The organism is Meridianimarinicoccus zhengii, assembly GCF_003254465.1.
GTDB lineage: Bacteria > Pseudomonadota > Alphaproteobacteria > Rhodobacterales > Rhodobacteraceae > Meridianimarinicoccus > Meridianimarinicoccus zhengii.
The window spans coordinates 30510-48473 of sequence record NZ_QDFI01000030.1; the positions used below are offsets into that span (position 1 = coordinate 30510).

The following is a 17964-nucleotide window of genomic DNA, read 5'->3' on the forward strand; positions in this document are numbered from 1 at the left end:
CGGTCATGGAACGATGGTCACGGGCACGGGCGATACCTGTGCCAGGCCCATGGCGGCGCTGCCGAAGATGCGCCCCCCGAAACTCGACCCGCCGGAGCGGCCCATGATGATGGCACTGGCACGGCGCTTCTGCGCGATCTCTGCCAGCAGTTCGACCACGTTGCCGTAGCGGATCTCGCCCGTGGCCGTGATGCCGCGCGATTTCATCTCTTCCAGCACCGGCGCGATGACCTCGGTCTCGGCCCGGGTGCTTTCCTCGGTCCTGCGCTTGTGCCGCTCTTCCAGTTCCTGTGGCGTCAGGAAGCGATAGGGCGACCATTCGATCACATGCACGATGTGCAGCGCGGCACCCGCGCGGGCTGCCTGTTCGGCGGCGTGTTCTATCGCGCGTTTGTGCTCGCCATCGTAGCCGACCACATAAAGTTCATCCGACATGCAATATCTCCCCGGGGGCCCTTATCGATACCTGTCTCTGCGCCAACGGCCCCGGCCGGGGCACCCCTCTCCTGCCGGTTCGGTCACAGTAACGTGACATGGAATAAAAGGAAGGCGTCTTATGCGGCGATTGCCGTCCCAACAGGCAGGAGATCGTATCCCAGCGCTGCCGCCACCGCCGGATGGGTCACGCGGCCCGCGGCCACGTTCAACCCGGCGGCAAGATGCGGATCGGCAGCCAGGGCCGCCTGCCAGCCCCGGTCGGCGATACGCAGGGCATGGGGGAGGGTCACGTTGTTGAGCGCGTAGGTTGATGTCCGGGCCACGGCCCCCGGCATGTTCGCCACGCAGTAATGCACGATGCCGTCCACCTGATAGGTCGGATCGGCATGGGTCGTGGCGCGCGACGTCTCGAAACAGCCACCCTGGTCGATCGCCACATCCACCATCACGGCGCCCTGTTTCATCGTGCCCAGCATGTCGCGCGTCACCAGTCGGGGCGCTGCCGCGCCGGGCACGAGAACCGCCCCGATCACGAGATCGGCCTCGGCCACGCAGGCGGCAAGATTCGCGCGGTTGGAAAAGCGGGTCTTGGCGCGGGCTTCGAAATGGATGCCGAGCCGTTCCAGAACGGCGGGCGAGCGGTCGAGGATCGTCACATCCGCGCCCAGGCCCACGGCCATCTGCGCCGCGTTGAACCCGACCACACCGCCGCCGATCACCGCGACCTTTGCGGGGGCGACGCCGGGCACGCCGCCCAACAGGACGCCGCGCCCGCCATGGGCCTTTTCCAGCGCCGTGGCACCCGCCTGCACCGACATGCGGCCCGCGACCTGGCTCATGGGTTTCAGCAGAGGCAGACCGCCCTGCGCGTCGGTCACGGTTTCATAGGCGATGCAGATAGCGCCCGACCGCACCAGATCGCGGGTCTGGTCGGGGTCGGGGGCGAGATGCAGATAGGTATAGAGGATCTGGTCCTCGCGCAGCATCGCGCGTTCCTCGGCCAGCGGTTCCTTGACCTTCACGACCATCTCGGCGCGGTCGAAGATCTCGGCGGCCGTGTCGACGATCTCCGCCCCGGCGGCGACGTATTCCGCGTCTTCCGCCCCGATCCCGGCACCCGCGCCGGTTTCCACCAGCACGCTGTGGCCGTGGGCCACCAGTTCGGTGACGCTCTCCGGGGTCAGTCCGACCCGGTATTCGTGGTTCTTGATTTCCTTCGGTGTGCCGATGCGCATGGGACCCTCGCTGTCGTTGATGACCCTTTGTCACCCGGCGCGGGCGGGATTTGTTGCGAAACCCTGTGCATGGCCGCTATGCAGGCGGGAAAAACTTGCACAGGATGGGCGTATGACGGGAAATCCTTCGATGGATCGATTTGATCGCCGGATTATTGCCGCGTTGCAGCGAAACAGTGCGCGCCCCATTGCCATTCTGGCCGAGGAAATCGGCCTGTCGCCATCGGCCTGCCACCGACGGGTGCGCGCACTGGAAGAAAGCGGCGTGATCGCAGGGTACGCCGCGCGGATCGACCGGACAAAACTGGGCCTCAGCCTTCAGGTCTTCGTGGAAATCAGCCTGTCATCCCAGGCGCGAGAGGTGCTGGAAGCGTTCGAGACCGCAGTCACCCGCTTCGATGACATCCTCGAATGTCACCTCACAAGCGGGCATGCCGATTACATCCTGCGCGTGGTGGCCCGCGACATGGCGGATTACGCCGCGATCCACCGCGATTGCCTTGCGCGACTGCCCCATGTCGCCAGTATGCAGACGATATTCACCCTTCGGCCCGTACAGCAGTGGCGGGGCTATCCGATCCGATAACCCGTCAGTACAGTTCCGCCCGCAACTGCTGGCGCAGGATGTCGATGGGCACCGACTTTCCGTCGCGTTTGAAGGACCAGTAGGTCCAGCCGTTGCAGCTTGGTGCGCCCTCCAGCGCCGCACCGACCTGATGGATCGACCCCTTCACGTTGTCGGCGATCAGGGTGCCATCGGCCCGCACCTTCGCGGCGCGTCCGCGCGGCGAAACCAGCACCTCGCCCGGACGCAGGAGGCCGCGTTCCACCAACTGTCCGAACGGCACTCGCGGCTCGGCCCGTTTTGCGCGCGTGACCGCGATCGCTTCGGGCGTGTAGGGGCGCACCTTGTCCAGCCGCGCGCGCGCCGCCTCAATGTAGCCTTCGTCCCGTTCGATCCCGATGAAATCGCGCCCCAGCATCCGCGCAACGGCCCCGGTCGTCCCGGTGCCGAAGAACGGGTCGAGCACCACGTCCCCCGGATTGGTCGTCCCCACCAGCACCCGGTGCAGCAGCGCCTCGGGCTTCTGGGTCGGGTGTGCCTTGGCGCCTGTCGCGTCCTTCAGCCGTTCGTGCCCGGTGCACAGCGGAATGGACCAGTCCGACCGCATCTGCACGTCGTCGTTCAGCGCCTTCAGGGCCTCGTAGTTGAAGGTGTATTTCGCGCCTTCGGACCGCGACGCCCATATCAGGGTTTCATGCGCGTTGGTCAGCCGCTTGCCGCGGAAATTCGGCATCGGGTTGGTCTTGCGCCAGATCACGTCGTTCAGCAGCCAGTAGCCCGCGTCCTGCAACGCAGCACCCACGCGAAAGATGTTGTGATAGCTGCCGATCACCCAGATCGCCCCATCGGGTTTCAGCACGCGCCGCGCCGCGGCCAGCCAGTCGCGGGTGAAACGGTCATAGACCGCGAAACTGTCGAACCGGTCCCAGGCATCGTCTACCGCGTCCACGCGGCTGTTGTCGGGCCGGTGCAGGTCGCCGCGCAATTGCAGGTTGTAGGGCGGATCCGCGAAGACCAGATCGACCGACCCTTCGGGCAGCGCGTTCATCCGGTCAATGCAGTCGCCCTGCAGGATCTCGTTACGGGGCAGGGGTGCTGCCGGGTTCTTGGTGCGTTTCATCGTGACTGCCTCTGGTGGCCCGGACGGGCGCTGTTTTGCGGCCAAAATGAGTCAAAACCGATTCGCGGTCAATTTTTTTTTGGAATCAGCGGGTTAGCTTGTGCCGCCGCACAAGATGTTGTGGACCGGGGCGAAGCTGTGTCTATGGTGCGGGGTCACCCCATAGGTCTTGAGCGCGGCGCGGTGTTCCGCCGTGGGATAGCCTACGTTACGCTCCCAGCCATAGCCCGGATACGCGCGCGCCAGATCGGCCATCACCGCATCGCGTGCGACCTTGGCGAGGATCGACGCCGCCGAGATGCTGAGGCTTCGTGCGTCGCCCTTCACCACCGCCTCGGCCCGACCCACGAGCGCAGGCGGCACCCGGTTGCCATCGACCAGCACATGGTCCGGGGGCGCGTGCAGCCCCGCCACGGCGCGGGTCATGGCTGCCATGCTCGCGTGCAGGATGTTCAACTGGTCGATTTCGGCGGGGCTGACATGCACGACGCAATGATCGCAGGTCTCGCGCAGGATCGCCGCCAGTGCCACCCGCCGTGCCGCCGTCAGTTTCTTGGAATCGTTCAGCCCCGGCGGGATACGGTTCGGGTTCAGCACCACCGCCGCTGCCGTCACCGGCCCGGCGAGCGGGCCGCGCCCGACCTCGTCCACGCCCGCGACGCGGGCCAGTCCGCGTGCCATCGCGGCTGTCTCGAAAGCGAAATCGGGCATCATCGGACGAAACGTAAACGGGCGCAGCGGTGTTGCACGCTGCGCCCGGTTGGGTCGGTCTCGAAGGGCGCTTCCCTCAGAAACCCAGCCCTTCGTATTTCTTCTTGAACTTCGAAACGCGCCCGCCGCTGTCCATCAGGCGGGTCGAGCCGCCGGTCCAGGCCGGGTGCGACAACGGGTCAATGTCCAGCGACAGGCTGTCGCCTTCCTTGCCGTATGTCGACTTCATCTGGACCACGGTGCCGTCGGTCATCTTCACGTCGATGACGTGATATTCGGGATGCAGGTTCTTTTTCATCGGGCCGGTCCTTACGCGTTGGCGTCGGCCGCATCGGCCTTCGGCTTGTAGTTGGTCTTCTCGGCGATCCGGGCGGACTTGCCGCGGCGATCACGCAGGTAATACAGCTTCGCCCGGCGGACCTGGCCGCGGCGCACGACGGTGATGCTTTCGATGTTGGTCGAATGCAGCGGGAACACGCGCTCCACGCCTTCGCCGAAGGAAATCTTGCGGACCGTGAACGATCCGGCGATGCCGCTGCCGTTCTTGCGGCTGATGCAGACGCCTTCATAGTTCTGCACGCGGGTGCGCGTGCCTTCGGTCACCTTGTAGCCGACGCGGATGGTGTCACCCGCCTTGAAGTCCGGAATATCCTTGCCAAGCTCGGCAACCTGCTCGGCTTCCAGTTGTGCGATCAGATTCATCGCGGTCATCCTTTTGTGGCGCGGTTCTGTCCGCGACGTGTGTGCGCCCTCAGAGCTCTTGGTCCCCGTCCGGGTCCCTACCATGCAGCGCACAGTAAGCCCGCCAGAGATCAGGGCGGCGTTCCTTCGTCAGCCGTTCGGCCTGTGCCTGTCGCCAGGATGCGATATGCGCGTGATGCCCGGACAGGAGAATGTCAGGGACCGTGCGGCCATCCCAATCGACAGGTTTCGTGTACTGCGGGTGCTCCAGCAGGCCGGAGGAAAAGGATTCCTCCTCCACCGATGCGTGATTCCCGAGCACGCGGGGTATAAGCCGGACCGTCGCGTCAATCAAGGCTGTCGCGGCGATCTCTCCGCCGGTCAGCACGAAGTCCCCGATCGACACTTCCTCGATGCCGAAGGCATCGATCACGCGCTCGTCGATGCCTTCGAAGCGCCCGCAGACCAGCGTGACGCCGCGGGCCTGCGACAGGGCCTGCGCCATGTCCTGCCGGAACGGACGGCCTCGCGGCGACAGGGCGATCACGGGCCATTGCGCGCGGTCGGGCGAGGTGCCCTTTGCTGCCTGTGCAAGGGCGGCCGCCAGCACGTCCGGGCGCAGGACCATCCCCGCACCGCCGCCCACCGGCGTGTCGTCCACGTTGCGGTGCCGCCCCATGCCGAACTGGCGCAGGTCGATGCAGTCGAGTTGCCAAAGGCCCTCGTGCAGGGCCTTGCCGGTCAGCGACGCACCAAGGATGCCGGGAAAAACCTCGGGGAACAGGGTGATGACCCGCGCCTTCCATGCGCCGACCAGATCGGCGGGCTCCCCCATCAAGTCGCTGGGCCGCAGGGTGGGGCGGATGGACTTGCGGCCATGGGACCGGGTGGGCGCGGTCATGCGTCGTCCCCGCCCGTGTCGTCGCCGGGCAGCAGCCCCGCGGGCGGGTCCGCCACGATCCGGCCCGCCGCAAGATCGACGGTCGGCACCGCGGCCAGCGTGAAGGGCAGCAACACCGTATCTGACATCCCCGGAACCTGCAGTTCTAGAAGATCGGTCGCGCCGTGATTGTGCACAGCTGTGACGGTTCCAAGATCGGCACCGCCGGTATCCACCACGGCCAGACCGATCAGGTCGGCGTGGTAGTATTCGTCGTCGGGCAGGGACGGCAGCCTGTCACGCGGTGCGAACAGCCGCGTGCCGCGCAGGGCGTCCGCCGCCTCCTTGCTGGTGACGCCGCCCAGCCGGGCGGTGAAGCCGCCCTTGGTCTGTCCGGTCAGGCGCACGGTGAAACTCTGCGCGCCGTCCTCGGTGCAGAGCGGCGCATAATCGGCGATGGCTTCGGGGTCGGCGCAGAAGCTCTTCAGCCGCACCTCCCCGCGCACGCCGTAGGCACCCGCCACGGCGCCCACGCAGACCATGTCGCCGGGGGCGGTCATTGCGGTGCCACGCAGAACCCGCGCGGATCGGCTGACCCGCCCGCGTTCAGGCAACGTTCCACCGCCGTGACCTGTTCATAACGTGCGCCGGCCCACAGGCCGGCGGCGAAGATCACCGCATAGATCACCAGACGGATCATGCCTCAGCCCTCTGCCTCCCGGTCGCCGCGCGGGACACCCCGCGCGGCAGTGCATGCGTCACTCCGCGGCGTCGGCAGCCGCTTCGGCCTTGGCGGCCTTTTCCTTGGCGCGTTCCTGCGCCTTCTTGCCCGGCGCACCCTTCTTGAGGTTGGCACGGTCCTTCTTGGGGATCACGCCCGCCGCTTCGAGCATGCGGCTCACACGGTCCGTGGGCATCGCGCCCTGGCCCAGCCAGTATTGCGCGCGCTCTACGTCAATGCGCACGCGGTCCTCGTTGTCCTTGGGCAAGAGCGGGTTGTAGATCCCGATCTTCTCGATATAGCGCCCGTCGCGGGGCATGCGGCTGTCCGAGGCGACGACCCGGTAGAAGGGACGCTTCTTGGACCCACCGCGGGCGAGACGAAGTTTCATGGCCATTGTTGTTCTCCTTTGAATGGCTGTGTTGGGGCGCGTAGCCCTCAGGATTGCTGTCGTTCGTGGTGTTTGATGACTTCCTGAATGATGAAATTCAGGAATTTCTTGGCGAACTCGGGGTCGAGGTCGGCCTCGCGAGCGAGCCGTTCGAGCCGCGCGATCTGTGCCGCCTCCCGCGCCGGGTCGGACGGCGGCAGGTCATGCGCCGCCTTCAGCCGCCCTACCGCCTGCGTGTGCTTGAACCGCTCGCCAAGCGTGTAGACGAGGATCGCATCGAGCCGGTCGATGCTGTCGCGGTGGTCGCGCAGGACCGCGGAGGCACGTGCGATAACGTCGGTCGGATCGGGGCGCGTGTCGGTCATGCCATCACCTGCGCCAGCCTATATGTCACCGCGTCCGGCATCCATGCCGGGGCAGGGGCTTCGACCGGCATGGCCCCAAGCCGTTCCGCCAACTGGCGCGACGGCGCGTTGTCCACAGCGATCCGCAGGATCAGGTCCGACCAGCCCAACCCTTCGAGCAGATGCGCGGTCACGGCGCGCGCCGCCTCACGCGCAAAGCCTTGCCCTTCGAGCGCGCCATCCCAGAGGGTCCAGGTCATTTCCGGCGGTTCGGTGTCCAGAAGCTGCAGCGGTCCGACATGGCCGATCGCGCGACCCTCGCGCGTCATGACATACCGCCCGAAGCCGCGCAGGTCCCAATGCCCCGCCATGGCCGCGAATTTCTCGAAGGCGCGGGCGGCATCGAACGGACCGCCCACGAAACGCGCCCGGTCCGACGCGCAATAGGCGGCATAGGCGGGGAAATCCGCGATGACCGGTCGGCGCAGTTCCAGCCGCGCCGTCACAAGGCGATCCAGCGCCGGTATCATTTCTTTTTCCCGAAACCGGACAGGCCCGGCGGCAGCGCGCCACCGCCCATGCCGCCAAGCCCGCCCGGAAGACCGCCGGGCATCTTGCCCATCTGTGCCTGCGCCGCCTTGATCTCAGCCTCGGACGGCCCGCCGCCGCCGCCGAACAGGCTGCCAAGGTTCCGCATCATGCCCTTTTTGCCCATCTTGCCCATCTTCTTCATCATGTCGGCCATCTGCCGGTGCTGCTTGAGAAGCCGGTTGAGTTCCTGCACCTCCAGCCCCGCACCCGCCGCCACGCGCTTCTTGCGGGATGCTTGCAGGATCTGCGGATTGGCGCGTTCCTTCTTGGTCATGGAATTGATGAGCGCGATCTGCCGGCGCAGCACCTTGTCGTCGAGCCCGGCGGCATCGGCCTGCTTCTTCATCTTCTGCATGCCGGGCATCATGCCCATCATGCCTTCCATGCCGCCCATCTTGAGCATCTGGTCAAGCTGCCCCTTCAGGTCGTTCATGTTGAACTGACCCTTCTGGAAGCGCTTCATCATGCGCTCGGCCTGCTCGGCCTCGAAGGTTTCCTGCGCTTTCTCCACCAGCGCGACGATGTCGCCCATCCCGAGGATGCGGCCCGCGATGCGGCCCGGCTCGAACGTCTCCAGCGCGTCGACCTTCTCGCCAAGGCCCACGAACTTGATCGGCTTGCCGGTCACCGCGCGCATGGACAGGGCCGCGCCGCCGCGCCCGTCGCCATCCATCCGGGTCAGCACGACGCCGGAAATCCCGATGCGGTCGTCGAAATTCTGCGCGGTGGTCACGGCGTCCTGACCGGTCAGCCCGTCCACCACCAGCAGCGTCTCGCGCGGGGTGACCACGTCGCGGACCTGTTCGACCTGGGTCATCAGTTCGTCGTCGATGGACAACCGGCCCGCGGTGTCGAGCATGTAGACATCGTAGCCGCCGAAGGTCGCCTGCTGTTTCGCGCGCTTGGCGATCTGCACGGCGCTTTCGCCCGTCACGATGGGCAGCGTGTCCACCCCGATCTGGGTGCCGAGGATCGCAAGCTGTTCCATCGCCGCCGGCCGATTGGTGTCGAGCGAGGCCATCAGCACCCTTTTGCCCGCCTTCTCGGTCAGCCGCTTGGCCAGTTTCGCGGTGGTCGTGGTCTTGCCCGACCCCTGCAGCCCCACCATCAGGATCGGCGCCGGGGCGCTGTCTATCTTCAGCGCGCCGGGATCGTCGTCGTCGCCCGCCAGAACATGCACCAACTCGTCATGGACGATCTTGACGACCTGCTGGCCGGGCGTGACCGACCGCGTGACCGCTTGACCGGTCGCCTTGTCCTGCACCGCCTTCACGAAATCGCGGGCCACCGGCAGGGACACGTCCGCCTCCAGCAGCGCCACGCGCACTTCGCGCAGGGCGGTCTTGACGTCGTCTTCGCTCAGCGCACCCTGCCGGGTGAGACGGTCGAACACGCCGCCAAGGCGTTCTGACAGGCTTTCGAACATGGGCGCGGCCCCCTTGCTTGCGTGCCGGTTGCCGCCGCCGATCCCCGGTTCAATGCGGACGCACGCCCGCGGGCGCAACGCGCTGGCGGACGGCGATCCCTGAACAGGCCAAGGGACCGGAGGCATGACGCTTCCGGGACTTGCCGCGCGTCATGCGCCGACGGCACCGCGATGTCAAGTCCGGCACGCGATCTGCCAGGTGTTCGGATGGCCGCCACCGCGGCCCGCGGGCGACATGCGGCACGGCCCTGGGGCGCGACGCAAGATCAGGCGTCTTAACCTTTCGGATAGCCATGCTGTGCCTCGGGGGAGGGGGCCTGTGCTTTTCACGGCATGCTTAACCCTCTGAACACCTGCCGTAACCACGCCGCCGCCCGTATCTTCAAATCATCGAAGGACACTGGCGGATCATCGCCGGACCCTCCGCCCAGAGACGGCATGACCGCCCGAACCGGCCCCCGCGACGCCCCGCGCGCCGCGCCCCGAAAGTGCACAACTTTCGGTCCGGTCGATGCGTGTCTGCCACGCACGCGAAAGGAAGACGGACATGTACCTGCGAAAGACCGATGGCCCACGGGTTGTCACCCTGCCGGATGGAACCATTCTTAGCCGCGATGACCTGCCCGATCCCGAAACGCGGCGTTGGGTGGCCAGCCGCAAGGCTATTGTGGCAAAGGCCGTGATGCATGGCCTGATCAAGCGGTCCGATGCGTTGTCGCGCTACAACCTGTCGGACGAGGAACTGACCGACTGGATCCGCGGCGTGCAGCGACACGGTCTGTCCGGCCTGAAGGTGACCCGCATCGATACCCTGCGCGGCGCACGCTGAACGCTACAGCGCGAGGTTGCGCAGACAATAGGCCCCACCCCAACAAGAACCCAAGGTTGTATTCCTGTCTCCACCTGTGTAAATTTAAGGTTAACGAGGTTACGCGATTGTGACAGGGTGGAGGGGGGTCGGACCCATGAAACAGCGCCGTGCCGTTCATACTTGGAAACGGACTGCGCATGGAGGACAAGATGGATATCTTTCTGCTGACCCGGAATTCCGAACTGGCCCAAAGTGTCGGACTGATGCTGGCCGATCCGGATCTCGGGTATCGGCTTGGCGTTCACGACACGGTTGCAGCGGTGCATCCCGTGGGCGACCGGGCGGGCGTAGTGTTGATCGACGCCGAACTGCCTGCAACCGAGTGCATGGCGCTTCTGGAACGTCATGACCGCGACCTGTCCTCGCACGCGATGATCGTGATCGTCGGGCCAGGGCTCGCCGACCGTCCGCTGCCGGGGTTTGAAGGGACGCGCCATCTCGTCACGCCGTTCCACAAGAAGGACCTTCTGACCAGCATCCAGGCCGAGGCACTGGCGAACCGCAACGGATCGCAGGTGCTGCGCGTGGGGCGTCTGACGCTGAACATGGCGCTTGGCAAGGCGTTCGTGGACGACAGCCAGGTGCCGCTGACGCGCAAGGAGTACGAAGTGCTCCAGCTTCTGGCGATGCGCCGCGGCGTGACCCTGTCGAAGGAGATGTTCCTCGACAAGCTCTACGGCGGTCTGGATGAGCCGGAGGTCAAGATCATCGACGTGTTCGTTTGCAAGATCCGCGGCAAGATCAAGAAGCTGACCGGTGGCGACAGCCTGATCGATACGGTCTGGGGCCGCGGATATGTGCTGCGCGATCCGGATGCACGTCAGGTCGATGACGGCGACGCGCGACGCGCCGTCGGCTGAGCCGCGAAAGCCGTCCAGCAGGAGTTTGTCAGTCTCTTCCCAACTTTGCGCGGGGGCGGGCTTGAACCGGACCGCCTGCCCGATGCGTTTGCGGCCGGAACGGACCATATCGCGCTCAGGCCGCCCATCTTTCACATTCAAACGCTGCACAAGCGCGGACCGCCGTGAACGGCGGAGTCGCAATGCGTGGGAGCGTGGGCAATGCCGCCCCACCTGTTGCGGTGGGGAACACATAGCCAGACCACGAAAAAAGGGGGCGCTTGCGCACCCCCTCTTGCGTCATTTCTGCAATCGGCTCAATTCACCGACAGCGCTGTCCGGTCAACGCCCGCCTTCGCGAGGATAGCGCGGATCACGCTTTCATCACCTTCATCCCGGGCGGTGCGCAGTTCCACCAGTTCGCTGAGGGTGAAATCCGCCGGGTCGACATTAAGCGGCCCTGCGAGCTGCGCCTTGGCGACGGCTTCGCTGCGCTCTTGCGCCGGGCTCAGCTGGCCCGATGTCTCGAGACGGGTGCTCAGATCGACGGCGCCTTCACGGAAACCCGCCGACAACTGGTCATACGTCAGCTCCGACCCGGCATTGCGCAGGATGCGGTTCACGCCTTCGCGGTTGTTCTCTTCAAGTTCGGCGCGCAGTTGCACGAGTTCCACGGCGCTGTACCGGTCCGCGTTCACGCCGATCTGTGCGGCAAGCTGCGAATTCCCGGCGGACTGGGCAAATGCGTTCGCCGGCAGAACGGCGGCGAGGGCGATTGCAGTCACTGTCAGGGTACGTGTCATGTATTCATCCTTTCCTTCTTCCGGGCGGTGGCGGCAACTTCGCGTTGTCACCGGGCCGCGCCGTTGAAGCAGACCTAAGCACCGGGTTCGATCTTGAAAGGCCCTGCAAAATCAGCCGCTTCTCGCTAACCCGGCGTCACCGGTCACGCCAGCTTGAGCAACGCCGTGAGCCCTTGAAATCGCCGCACATCCGACGGTGACGCGTGTGGGCCTTGTGCGGCTGGGCTTTTGGCGCCCCGCACTGCAGCGCCATCCGATCACGACCGGACTTGCATGGCGCGCGGCGCTGTGGTCATTGTCGAGGCTAGTTGTTCAAAAATGCACAAATGAAATGTCCATCGAAGCCTGGGATGAAATCCGAACCGCCTATCACGTGGCCCGTCTCGGCACCGTGTCGGGCGCCGCAAGCGAACTTGGCGTGCATCATGCCACGGTGATCCGGCATGTGGACGCGCTCGAGTCGCGGCTCGGCACCAAGCTGTTCCAGCGACATCCGCGCGGCTACACCGCGACCGAGGCCGGACGGGACCTGTTGCAGGTCGCGCAGGCCACGGACGACCAGTTCACGCAGCTTGTCGGGCGGCTGAAGGGACGGGGCGACAGCGTGACGGGCGAACTGGTCATCACGTCGCTGTCCATCCTGTCGCCGCTCCTGCTGCCCGCCATCGCGCGGTTCCAGATCGATCATCCGGGCGTGCTGACCCGCTACCTGACCGGCGAGCGCCTGTTCCGGCTGGAATACGGCGAGGCGCATGTGGCCATCCGTGCAGGGCGCGCGCCGGACCAGCCGGACAACGTGGTGCAGAAGCTGTATCTCAGCCGGACGGGCATGTATGCCGCGCAATCCTATCTCGACCGGCGCGGCCAGCCGGATACCGACGCGGAACTCGACGGGCACGATTTCGTCGGTGCCGATGCCGAGGACAGCCGCGCGCCGTTCTACCGCTGGCTGGCGGAGCGCGTTCCGCGCGACCGCGTCGTCTTTCGGGCAAGCGATGCACGCAGCGGCAAGTATGCCGTTCTCGAAGGGGCCGGGATCGGCTTTTTGCCGACATGGGAAGCCGCGCAGCACCCAGAACTTGTGCAGGTTTTGCCGCCGCGCGACGAGTGGGACAGCCAGTTGTGGCTGGTCACCCATGTGGACCTGCACCGCACCGCGAAGGTGCAGGCGCTGCTGAAGCATCTCAAGTCGTCGGCGCAGGGCTGGAGTGCGGCTAACCCGTCGTGATGTCCCGCGCGAGTTCCATTTCGAGGAAGCGTTCGAAGGCGTCGAGATTGACAGGTTCGAACTGACCGAACCCCTGCATCCAGACCGAGGCCGCCCGCAGCGCATCCGGTTCCAGCTTGCACCATTTCACGCGCCCGCGCTTTTCCTGCGCGATCAGCCCCGCGCGCGTCAGGATGACGAGGTGCTTGGATATCGCGGCGAGCGACATGGAAAAGGGCGCCGCCACATCCGTCACGGCCATGTCGTCTTCCAGCAGCATCGACAGGATCGCCCGCCGCGTCGGGTCCGCCAGCGCGGCGAAGACCCGATCGAGCGGGTCGGCGGGGGTGTCCGGTGCAGCCTGCGTCATGCGGTGGCGTTACGGCGCGCGCCCGTTCCGGTCAAGGACAGCGGCGCGGGCGGCGCTTTGCATATGATTGCATGCCGAACCCTTGTCGCCGCGCCTGCGCACGCCATAAACAGGGCATGAGCATCATCACACCCATCCCGCCGAAATTGCCGCTGTACCAGCGGTTGTTCTTCAACATCCCCGTGCTGGGCTGGATGGCCCGCGACGTGGTCTATGGCGACCGGGACAATATCGTCTGGGCCGGCGTGATCTTCGCGGCGATCTGGCTGTGGGGGGTCACGCAATGGGGTGTCCTGCTGCTGCTGGCGACATTCAGCGTGGCGACGTGTCTGCTGGTCGCCGGCGGCTTTTACGTCTGGTTTTCCGTGCAGGTTGCACGGGCCGAGGCGCGGGGCCGCAAGACCGAAAAGCCCTGATGCCAGCGTAAAGATAAACCCTTCAGTTGAATATGACCAAGGCCCGCGGCCGCGTGCGACACCTGTGCACCGGCGCGGGTCTTTTCATGTTTTCAAAGGGTTGCGCTGGCGGATCGCCGCGCTGCGGCGCGTTGACTCGGGCGGCTGCTGCGCCTAGTGTCCGCGGCAACCTCAGGAGGGTCGGAATGACTGGGCCGGATGATGGCGACGGCGGCGACAGGCTGAAAGAGCTTGATGCCCGTATCGCCAGGGTTCGCAAGGCGCGGGCTCCGGACACCCCCCACCAAGAGGAACATTATTCGAAAGCCCAACAGGGCTGGCGGATGGTGAGCGAGCTTGTGGCCGGTCTCGTGATCGGGTTCGGCATCGGGTACGGGTTGGATGTGCTTCTTGGCACGACGCCGATCCTTCTGGTGCTGTTCACGCTGCTGGGTTTCGCGGCCGGTGTGCGCGTCATGATGCGCACCGCGGCGGAATTCACGGCACGCCCCCAGGCGGGCGACGGGACGGGCAGGGACGACCGCGGCAGCGACGCGGACAGATGAACAGACCCCGGCGACGGGGATGACGCGAAAGGGAACGGCAGGTGGCTACGGAAACGGACGGCGGCGGTCTTGTGTTTCACCCGATGGACCAGTTCATCGTGTCGCCGCTTTTCGGCGATGGCGGTGTGGCGTGGTACACGCCCACCAACGTGACGCTCTGGCTTGCGCTGACCGTGGCGGTCATCGCGCTGCTGCTCGTGCGGTCCACCCGGGACGCGCGCATCGTGCCGGGCAAGGCGCAATCCATCGCCGAACTGGCCTATGGCTTCGTCTACAAGATGGTCGTGGACGTGACCGGCAAGGACGGGGTGAAGTACTTTCCCTACATCATGACGCTGTTCATGTTCATCCTCGTGGCGAATTTCCTCGGGCTCGTGCCGATGGCCTTCACCACCACCAGCCATATCGCCGTGACTGCCGTGCTCGCGGTGGCGGTGTTCCTCGCGGTCACCGTGTTGGGCTTCGTGCTCAACGGGCCGAAGTTCCTCGGCATGTTCTGGGTCACCTCCGCCCCGCTGGCGATCCGCCCGGTGCTGGCGATCATCGAGGTGATTTCCTACTTCGTGCGCCCCGTCAGCCATTCCATTCGTCTTGCCGGCAACATGACCGCAGGCCACGCCGTCATCAAGGTGTTCGCCGCCTTCGCCGGCTTGGCCGCGCTGTCGCCGCTCGCCATCCTCGGCGTCATGGCCATGTACGGGCTCGAGATCCTCGTGTCCTTCATCCAAGCCTACGTGTTCACCATCCTGACCTGCGTCTATCTCAAGGACGCGTTGCATCCGCATCACTGACGGGACTTCCGTCAGGTCGGGCCCCCAACTCCAGCCATTCCAACATACAGGAGAGAAGTCCATGGAAGGCGATATCGCAGAACTCGGCAAATTCCTCGGCGCAGGCGTGTCGGCCATCGGCATGGGCCTTGCCGCCCTCGGGGTCGGCAACGTGGCAGGCAACTTCCTGTCCGGCGCGCTGCGCAACCCTTCGGCCGCTGCCGACCAGACCGCGACGCTGTTCATCGGCATCGCCTTCGCCGAAGCGCTGGGGATCTTCTCGTTCCTCGTTGCACTTCTGCTGATGTTCGCCGTCTGATCCGGACCCTTGTGACGACCGGGCCGCGGCGCTGATCGGCGCCCGGCCCGTTTGGGCAGACCGGTTCCTGGAGGACGACGACATGGCCGACACACCGACCACGGCGCACGGGGCCGCGGCAAACGGGTCCGAAGCGGCAGGGATGCCGCAACTTGATTTTGCGACCTTTCCCAACCAGATCTTCTGGCTGGTGGTGGCGCTGGTCGCGATCTATTTCATTTTGTCCCGGATCGCGCTGCCGCGCATCGCGGGTATCCTCACCGACCGCCAGGACACGATCGGAAACGATCTTGGTGCCGCCGAGGAATTGAAGCTCAAGGCGCAGGCCGCCGAGGCCGCCTATGAAAAGGCGCTCGCCGACGCACGGGCCGAGGCGCAGCGCATCGCAAACGAAACCAAGGCCGCCATGCAGGCCGACGTGAACGACGCCATCGCCAAGGCCGATGCCGAGATTGCCGAACGCGCCGCCGAGTCGGAGAAGGCCATTGCGGCCATCCGTGCCTCTGCGCTCGAAAGCGTCGAAGCCGTGGCCAAGGACACGACCGGCGCCATCGTAGCCGCCCTTGGAGGGCAGACCGACGACGCCGCGGTCGCCGCCGCGGTCGATGCCCGGCTGAAAGGATGACCGCGATGATCCGACTGACATGCGCCCTGATGATGGCGGCGGGCCCGGCCCTTGCCGCCACGGGCCCCTTCGTATCCCTGCGCAACACCGATTTCGTGGTGCTTCTCGCGTTCCTCGGTTTCATCGCCGTGCTGGTCTATTTCAAGGTGCCGGGCCTTCTGGGCGGCATGCTGGACAAGCGCGCCGAGACCATCCAGTCGGAGCTGGACGAGGCACGCACCCTGCGCGAGGACGCCCAGTCGCTGCTGGCATCTTATGAGCGCAAGCAGCGCGATGTTCAGGCGCAGGCCGACCGCATCGTGGAGCAGGCCAAGAAGGACGCGGCGGCCGCGTCGGAACAGGCCAAGAAGGATCTGGAACTGTCCATCGCCCGCCGCATGCAGGCGGCCGAGGAACAGATCGCCCAGGCGCAGGCGTCCGCCGTGCGCGATGTTCGCGACCAGGCCGTTGCCCTGTCCGTCGCCGCTGCGCGGGACATCATGGCCAGCGGCATGAGCGGCCATACCGCCGCGTCGCTGATCGATGCCTCCATCGACGAGGTGGGGCAGCGTCTGCACTGATGCGTGCGTCCACGCGAAACGACAGGACCCCGGCCCATTTGGGTGCGGGGTCCTTGTCCGTTTGGGGCACGGGGCACACCGGTTTCGGGTCCTGTACGGCGGGGCAGGTGCGTTCCGCGGCGCGGGAGGCGGCACCTGTGCGTGCTCTCCGGACCCCGCGGGAACGCGAGCCGGATTACCGGGCCCGGGCCGCGCGTTCCTGCTCATGGGCAAGCCGCTGGGCTGCCACGGCTTCGTTGGCGGCAGCACGCTGGCGGTCGCGCAACATGTCTTCGACATAGTCCAGATGCGCCACCACCGCAGCCCGCGCCGCGTCCGGGTCGCGCGCCTGTAGGGCGGCGTTGATCGCACTGTGCTGCGCCAGCAGGCCCTCGCGGTTCGCGCGTTGCAGGAACATCGACTGGCGGTTGTAGAACACGCCCTGCCGCAGCAGGTCGAACATCGACCGCATCATGTGCAGCATGATGACATTGTGGCTGGCTTCCATGATCGACAGGTGGAATTCCGCGTCGAGCTGTGCCTCCAGCTTGGGATCGCTGCGGCCCTCATGCGCCTCGACCATGCGCAGATGGATCGTGTCGATCACGGCAAGATCGGTGTCCGATGCCATGCGCGCCGCCCGGTCGGCGGCCAGGGCCTCGATGTCGCGGCGAAAGGACACGTAGTCGAACACCGCCTCGTCATGGCGTTCGAACAGGTCCACCAGTGCCGGGGAAAACGCCGATCCCAGCACTTCGGCCACGTAGATGCCCGAATTGGCCCGGCTGACCAGAAGCCCGCGCGCGGACAGGTCGGCCACGGCGTCCCGCAGGCTCGGGCGCGACACGCCCAGCCGTTCGGCGAGATCGCGTTCGGATGGCAGCCGCTCGCCCGGCCGCAGCACGCCCCGCAGGATCAGTGTCTCGATCTGGCGCACGACGGAGCGGGACAATTTCTCGGGCTCGATACGTCTGAATGTCATGTTGCGGTCCACCGAAAGGGCCGGACGAGCATACGCCGTGGATGCCGCGCCCGTCCAGCCGTCTGCTGACCTTGCGTCAGCCCGTTGTGGCGGGGCGGATGATGACCTCGACCCGGCGGTTCTGGGCGCGGCCTTCGGGTGTCAGGTTCGATGCGACCGGCGCGTCCTCGCCCCGCCCGATGGAGGTGATCCGCGTGCCGGACACCCCGCCATCGACGAGAATGCCCGCTACGGTCCCCGCGCGGCGGTTGGACAGCTCGAAATTGTGCCCGGCCGAGCCTGTGTTGTCGGTATGGCCGATCACCGTCACGTTGGTGTCGGGGTAACGTTGCAGGTTGGCGGCGAGCTTGCGCAATTCGGTGCGTGCGCCTGCATCGACCGCGGCACTGTCCACGGCGAACAGGATATCCTGTGGGAAATTCACCAGAAGCTGGTCGCCCTGGTTCGTGACGGTGATCTGGTCGCCCAGTTCCGCATCCAGTTCGCGCGCCTGCCGGTCGAGCCGCTGGCCGATGATCCCGCCGATGGCAGCCCCGGCGACCGCGCCCGCCGCCGCGCGCCCGCCGCTGCCGCCC

At 66.1% G+C, this 17964-nt stretch carries 27 protein-coding genes; 10 read left to right on the forward strand and 17 right to left on the reverse strand.

Annotation, left to right across the window (positions count from 1 at the left end; all coding sequences use genetic code 11):
• Positions 1-3 precede the first annotated feature (3 nt).
• Both DDE13_RS11230 and ald read right to left on the reverse strand, forming a co-directional pair.
• Positions 4-435 (reverse strand): universal stress protein, encoded by a 432-nt coding sequence (locus tag DDE13_RS11230; RefSeq protein ID WP_111404180.1) that lies wholly within the window; start codon positions 433-435, stop codon positions 4-6.
• Between the two features lie 119 nt (positions 436-554).
• Complete coding sequence (ald, locus tag DDE13_RS11235) at positions 555-1673, reverse strand: alanine dehydrogenase (RefSeq protein WP_111404181.1); 1119 nt, start codon at positions 1671-1673, stop codon at positions 555-557.
• Positions 1674-1803: 130 nt separating this feature from the next.
• On the opposite strand from ald, the gene DDE13_RS11240 reads away from it, so the two are divergent.
• Positions 1804-2259: an Lrp/AsnC family transcriptional regulator gene (locus DDE13_RS11240; RefSeq protein ID WP_111404182.1), complete on the forward strand. Its 456-nt coding sequence runs from the start codon at positions 1804-1806 to the stop codon at positions 2257-2259.
• Positions 2260-2263: 4 nt separating this feature from the next.
• Here DDE13_RS11240 and DDE13_RS11245 read toward each other — a convergent pair whose 3' ends face one another.
• The 11 genes from DDE13_RS11245 to ffh form a co-directional block, all read right to left on the reverse strand.
• Positions 2264-3358 carry a site-specific DNA-methyltransferase gene (locus DDE13_RS11245; RefSeq protein WP_111404183.1) on the reverse strand — a complete coding sequence of 365 codons (1095 nt, stop codon included), beginning with the start codon at positions 3356-3358 and terminating at the stop codon, positions 2264-2266.
• Positions 3359-3451: 93 nt separating this feature from the next.
• Positions 3452-4039, reverse strand: coding sequence for a ribonuclease HII (locus DDE13_RS11250; protein ID WP_328587840.1), 588 nt, complete (start codon positions 4037-4039; stop codon positions 3452-3454).
• A 106-nt stretch (positions 4040-4145) separates the two neighbouring features.
• On the reverse strand, positions 4146-4367 hold the full coding sequence (rpmE, locus tag DDE13_RS11255) for a 50S ribosomal protein L31 (protein WP_111404185.1): 222 nt from the start codon (positions 4365-4367) through the stop codon (positions 4146-4148).
• 11 nt (positions 4368-4378) lie between these two features.
• Entirely contained in the window at positions 4379-4771 is a 393-nt protein-coding gene (rplS, locus tag DDE13_RS11260) for a 50S ribosomal protein L19 (RefSeq protein ID WP_111404223.1), read from the reverse strand.
• Between the two features lie 49 nt (positions 4772-4820).
• Positions 4821-5651 carry a tRNA (guanosine(37)-N1)-methyltransferase TrmD gene (gene trmD, locus DDE13_RS11265; protein WP_111404186.1) on the reverse strand — a complete coding sequence of 277 codons (831 nt, stop codon included), beginning with the start codon at positions 5649-5651 and terminating at the stop codon, positions 4821-4823.
• Positions 5648-6190, reverse strand: a complete 543-nt coding sequence (gene rimM / locus DDE13_RS11270) for a ribosome maturation factor RimM (protein ID WP_111404188.1) — start codon at positions 6188-6190, stop codon at positions 5648-5650. Before rimM ends, trmD begins: the two co-directional genes overlap by 4 nt.
• The gene (locus DDE13_RS22855) at positions 6187-6330 is read right to left on the reverse strand and encodes a hypothetical protein (RefSeq protein WP_162630959.1); all 144 of its coding nucleotides are present in this window, start codon (positions 6328-6330) and stop codon (positions 6187-6189) included. Before DDE13_RS22855 ends, rimM begins: the two co-directional genes overlap by 4 nt.
• A 58-nt stretch (positions 6331-6388) precedes the next feature.
• Positions 6389-6748 (reverse strand): 30S ribosomal protein S16, encoded by a 360-nt coding sequence (gene rpsP, locus DDE13_RS11275; protein ID WP_111404190.1) that lies wholly within the window; start codon positions 6746-6748, stop codon positions 6389-6391.
• A 41-nt stretch (positions 6749-6789) separates the two neighbouring features.
• Positions 6790-7107: a chorismate mutase gene (locus DDE13_RS11280; RefSeq protein ID WP_111404192.1), complete on the reverse strand. Its 318-nt coding sequence runs from the start codon at positions 7105-7107 to the stop codon at positions 6790-6792.
• Complete coding sequence (locus DDE13_RS11285) at positions 7104-7616, reverse strand: GNAT family N-acetyltransferase (protein ID WP_111404194.1); 513 nt, start codon at positions 7614-7616, stop codon at positions 7104-7106. The genes DDE13_RS11280 and DDE13_RS11285 overlap by 4 nt, the downstream gene beginning before the upstream one ends.
• Positions 7613-9103 carry a signal recognition particle protein gene (ffh, locus tag DDE13_RS11290; RefSeq protein WP_111404196.1) on the reverse strand — a complete coding sequence of 497 codons (1491 nt, stop codon included), beginning with the start codon at positions 9101-9103 and terminating at the stop codon, positions 7613-7615. The genes DDE13_RS11285 and ffh overlap by 4 nt, the downstream gene beginning before the upstream one ends.
• Before the next feature lie 547 nt (positions 9104-9650).
• Here ffh and sciP point away from each other — a divergent pair.
• Positions 9651-9932, forward strand: a complete 282-nt coding sequence (sciP, locus tag DDE13_RS11295) for a CtrA inhibitor SciP (RefSeq protein WP_111404198.1) — start codon at positions 9651-9653, stop codon at positions 9930-9932.
• Between the two features lie 191 nt (positions 9933-10123).
• On the forward strand, positions 10124-10834 hold the full coding sequence (locus tag DDE13_RS11300; RefSeq protein WP_162630960.1) for a response regulator transcription factor: 711 nt from the start codon (positions 10124-10126) through the stop codon (positions 10832-10834).
• A 296-nt stretch (positions 10835-11130) separates the two neighbouring features.
• On the opposite strand, the gene DDE13_RS11305 is transcribed toward DDE13_RS11300, so the two are convergent.
• Positions 11131-11616, reverse strand: a complete 486-nt coding sequence (locus tag DDE13_RS11305) for a hypothetical protein (RefSeq protein ID WP_111404202.1) — start codon at positions 11614-11616, stop codon at positions 11131-11133.
• Positions 11617-11953: 337 nt separating this feature from the next.
• Between DDE13_RS11305 and DDE13_RS11310 the strand changes: the two genes are divergently transcribed.
• Positions 11954-12844, forward strand: coding sequence for a LysR family transcriptional regulator (locus DDE13_RS11310; protein WP_111404225.1), 891 nt, complete (start codon positions 11954-11956; stop codon positions 12842-12844).
• Here DDE13_RS11310 and DDE13_RS11315 read toward each other — a convergent pair.
• Complete coding sequence (locus tag DDE13_RS11315; protein ID WP_111404204.1) at positions 12831-13193, reverse strand: ArsR/SmtB family transcription factor; 363 nt, start codon at positions 13191-13193, stop codon at positions 12831-12833. The two genes, DDE13_RS11310 and DDE13_RS11315, sit on opposite strands and share 14 nt — an antisense overlap.
• 116 nt (positions 13194-13309) lie before the next feature.
• Between DDE13_RS11315 and DDE13_RS11320 the strand changes: the two genes are divergently transcribed.
• The 6 genes from DDE13_RS11320 to DDE13_RS11345 all read left to right on the forward strand — a co-directional run bounded on the left by DDE13_RS11320 (position 13310) and on the right by DDE13_RS11345 (position 16428).
• Positions 13310-13609, forward strand: a complete 300-nt coding sequence (locus DDE13_RS11320; protein ID WP_111404206.1) for a hypothetical protein — start codon at positions 13310-13312, stop codon at positions 13607-13609.
• 185 nt (positions 13610-13794) lie between these two features.
• Positions 13795-14154 (forward strand): AtpZ/AtpI family protein, encoded by a 360-nt coding sequence (locus tag DDE13_RS11325; RefSeq protein WP_111404208.1) that lies wholly within the window; start codon positions 13795-13797, stop codon positions 14152-14154.
• A gap of 41 nt (positions 14155-14195) precedes the next feature.
• A complete protein-coding gene (locus DDE13_RS11330) occupies positions 14196-14945 on the forward strand; it encodes a F0F1 ATP synthase subunit A (RefSeq protein ID WP_235868676.1) in 750 nt (249 codons plus the stop codon).
• A 61-nt stretch (positions 14946-15006) separates the two neighbouring features.
• A complete protein-coding gene (locus tag DDE13_RS11335; protein ID WP_111404212.1) occupies positions 15007-15243 on the forward strand; it encodes a F0F1 ATP synthase subunit C in 237 nt (78 codons plus the stop codon).
• A gap of 82 nt (positions 15244-15325) precedes the next feature.
• A complete protein-coding gene (locus DDE13_RS11340; protein ID WP_111404214.1) occupies positions 15326-15868 on the forward strand; it encodes a F0F1 ATP synthase subunit B' in 543 nt (180 codons plus the stop codon).
• Positions 15865-16428: a F0F1 ATP synthase subunit B gene (locus DDE13_RS11345; protein ID WP_111404216.1), complete on the forward strand. Its 564-nt coding sequence runs from the start codon at positions 15865-15867 to the stop codon at positions 16426-16428. Before DDE13_RS11340 ends, DDE13_RS11345 begins: the two co-directional genes overlap by 4 nt.
• Positions 16429-16603: 175 nt before the next feature.
• Here the strand turns inward: DDE13_RS11345 and DDE13_RS11350 are convergent, their stop codons facing one another.
• Positions 16604-17389, reverse strand: coding sequence for a FadR/GntR family transcriptional regulator (locus tag DDE13_RS11350; RefSeq protein ID WP_111404218.1), 786 nt, complete (start codon positions 17387-17389; stop codon positions 16604-16606).
• Positions 17390-17465: 76 nt separating this feature from the next.
• Positions 17466-17964: OmpA family protein (locus tag DDE13_RS11355; protein ID WP_111404220.1), on the reverse strand; the 499-nt coding region annotated here is incomplete at its 5' end.

Bases quoted from the DNA above. Each gene is read 5' to 3' on its own strand.
- DDE13_RS11230 (WP_111404180.1), bottom strand. From the start codon at position 435: ATGTCGGATGAACTTTATGTGGTCGGCTACGATGGCGAGCACAAACGC.
- ald (WP_111404181.1), bottom strand. From the start codon at position 1,673: ATGCGCATCGGCACACCGAAGGAAATCAAGAACCACGAATACCGGGTC.
- DDE13_RS11240 (WP_111404182.1), top strand. From the start codon at position 1,804: ATGGATCGATTTGATCGCCGGATTATTGCCGCGTTGCAGCGAAACAGT.
- DDE13_RS11245 (WP_111404183.1), bottom strand. From the start codon at position 3,358: ATGAAACGCACCAAGAACCCGGCAGCACCCCTGCCCCGTAACGAGATC.
- DDE13_RS11250 (WP_328587840.1), bottom strand. From the start codon at position 4,039: ATGGCACGCGGACTGGCCCGCGTCGCGGGCGTGGACGAGGTCGGGCGC.
- rpmE (WP_111404185.1), bottom strand. From the start codon at position 4,367: ATGAAAAAGAACCTGCATCCCGAATATCACGTCATCGACGTGAAGATG.
- rplS (WP_111404223.1), bottom strand. From the start codon at position 4,771: ATGAATCTGATCGCACAACTGGAAGCCGAGCAGGTTGCCGAGCTTGGC.
- trmD (WP_111404186.1), bottom strand. From the start codon at position 5,651: ATGACCGCGCCCACCCGGTCCCATGGCCGCAAGTCCATCCGCCCCACC.
- rimM (WP_111404188.1), bottom strand. From the start codon at position 6,190: ATGACCGCCCCCGGCGACATGGTCTGCGTGGGCGCCGTGGCGGGTGCC.
- DDE13_RS22855 (WP_162630959.1), bottom strand. From the start codon at position 6,330: ATGATCCGTCTGGTGATCTATGCGGTGATCTTCGCCGCCGGCCTGTGG.
- rpsP (WP_111404190.1), bottom strand. From the start codon at position 6,748: ATGGCCATGAAACTTCGTCTCGCCCGCGGTGGGTCCAAGAAGCGTCCC.
- DDE13_RS11280 (WP_111404192.1), bottom strand. From the start codon at position 7,107: ATGACCGACACGCGCCCCGATCCGACCGACGTTATCGCACGTGCCTCC.
- DDE13_RS11285 (WP_111404194.1), bottom strand. From the start codon at position 7,616: ATGATACCGGCGCTGGATCGCCTTGTGACGGCGCGGCTGGAACTGCGC.
- ffh (WP_111404196.1), bottom strand. From the start codon at position 9,103: ATGTTCGAAAGCCTGTCAGAACGCCTTGGCGGCGTGTTCGACCGTCTC.
- sciP (WP_111404198.1), top strand. From the start codon at position 9,651: ATGTACCTGCGAAAGACCGATGGCCCACGGGTTGTCACCCTGCCGGAT.
- DDE13_RS11300 (WP_162630960.1), top strand. From the start codon at position 10,124: ATGGATATCTTTCTGCTGACCCGGAATTCCGAACTGGCCCAAAGTGTC.
- DDE13_RS11305 (WP_111404202.1), bottom strand. From the start codon at position 11,616: ATGACACGTACCCTGACAGTGACTGCAATCGCCCTCGCCGCCGTTCTG.
- DDE13_RS11315 (WP_111404204.1), bottom strand. From the start codon at position 13,193: ATGACGCAGGCTGCACCGGACACCCCCGCCGACCCGCTCGATCGGGTC.
- DDE13_RS11320 (WP_111404206.1), top strand. From the start codon at position 13,310: ATGAGCATCATCACACCCATCCCGCCGAAATTGCCGCTGTACCAGCGG.
- DDE13_RS11325 (WP_111404208.1), top strand. From the start codon at position 13,795: ATGACTGGGCCGGATGATGGCGACGGCGGCGACAGGCTGAAAGAGCTT.
- DDE13_RS11335 (WP_111404212.1), top strand. From the start codon at position 15,007: ATGGAAGGCGATATCGCAGAACTCGGCAAATTCCTCGGCGCAGGCGTG.
- DDE13_RS11340 (WP_111404214.1), top strand. From the start codon at position 15,326: ATGGCCGACACACCGACCACGGCGCACGGGGCCGCGGCAAACGGGTCC.
- DDE13_RS11345 (WP_111404216.1), top strand. From the start codon at position 15,865: ATGACCGCGATGATCCGACTGACATGCGCCCTGATGATGGCGGCGGGC.
- DDE13_RS11350 (WP_111404218.1), bottom strand. From the start codon at position 17,389: ATGACATTCAGACGTATCGAGCCCGAGAAATTGTCCCGCTCCGTCGTG.